Here is a 546-nt window from a genome sequence, read left to right as displayed (position 1 = left end):
TCCGCCAGAATTATTTATTGCATGGCCCGTTGGTCAAGGGGTTAAGACACCTCCCTTTCACGGAGGTAACAGGGGTTCGAATCCCCTACGGGTCATAGGAATATGGAGGCTTAGCTCAGCTGGGAGAGCATCTGCCTTACAAGCAGAGGGTCGGGGGTTCGATCCCCTCAGCCTCCACCATTTATTTTAATAGATTTCCCTATTATTATCGCGGGGTGGAGCAGTTCGGTAGCTCGTCGGGCTCATAACCCGAAGGTCACAGGTTCAAATCCTGTCCCCGCAACCAATTAACTTTTTAATGGGAATTATTATGGAACTGTGGTGTAGAGGCCTAACATGCCTGCCTGTCACGCAGGAGATCGCGGGTTCGAATCCCGTCAGTTCCGCCATTTTCATAAAGTTACATTGCCCTGTTGGGAGCCATTAGCTCAGTTGGTAGAGCACCTGACTTTTAATCAGGGTGTCGAAGGTTCGAGTCCTTCATGGCTCACCATTCATGCACTTATATGTCATGGATATGATTGTATTGCGGACGTGGCTCAGCGG

General features: G+C 49.8%; 5 tRNA genes. All 5 read left to right on the top strand.

The window, feature by feature from the left end:
- Window positions 1-23: 23 nt before the first annotated feature.
- The 5 genes from ABEW32_RS25265 to ABEW32_RS25245 all read left to right on the top strand — a co-directional run bounded on the left by ABEW32_RS25265 (window position 24) and on the right by ABEW32_RS25245 (window position 493).
- A tRNA-Glu gene (locus tag ABEW32_RS25265) sits at window positions 24-95 on the top strand.
- A 9-nt stretch (window positions 96-104) separates the two neighbouring features.
- Window positions 105-180, top strand: a tRNA-Val gene (locus ABEW32_RS25260).
- Window positions 181-209: 29 nt separating this feature from the next.
- A tRNA-Met gene (locus tag ABEW32_RS25255) sits at window positions 210-286 on the top strand.
- A 26-nt stretch (window positions 287-312) separates the two neighbouring features.
- Window positions 313-389: transfer RNA gene (locus ABEW32_RS25250), tRNA-Asp, on the top strand.
- Between the two features lie 28 nt (window positions 390-417).
- Window positions 418-493, top strand: a tRNA-Lys gene (locus ABEW32_RS25245).
- Window positions 494-546: the final 53 nt, after the last annotated feature.

It is taken from the genome of Paenibacillus jamilae (assembly GCF_050482105.1).
In the GTDB taxonomy this organism is placed as follows: Bacteria; Bacillota; Bacilli; order Paenibacillales; family Paenibacillaceae; genus Paenibacillus; species Paenibacillus jamilae_B.
The sequence above is the reverse complement of the archived record's forward strand: the minus strand, read 5'-3'. Positions and strand labels throughout refer to the sequence as shown.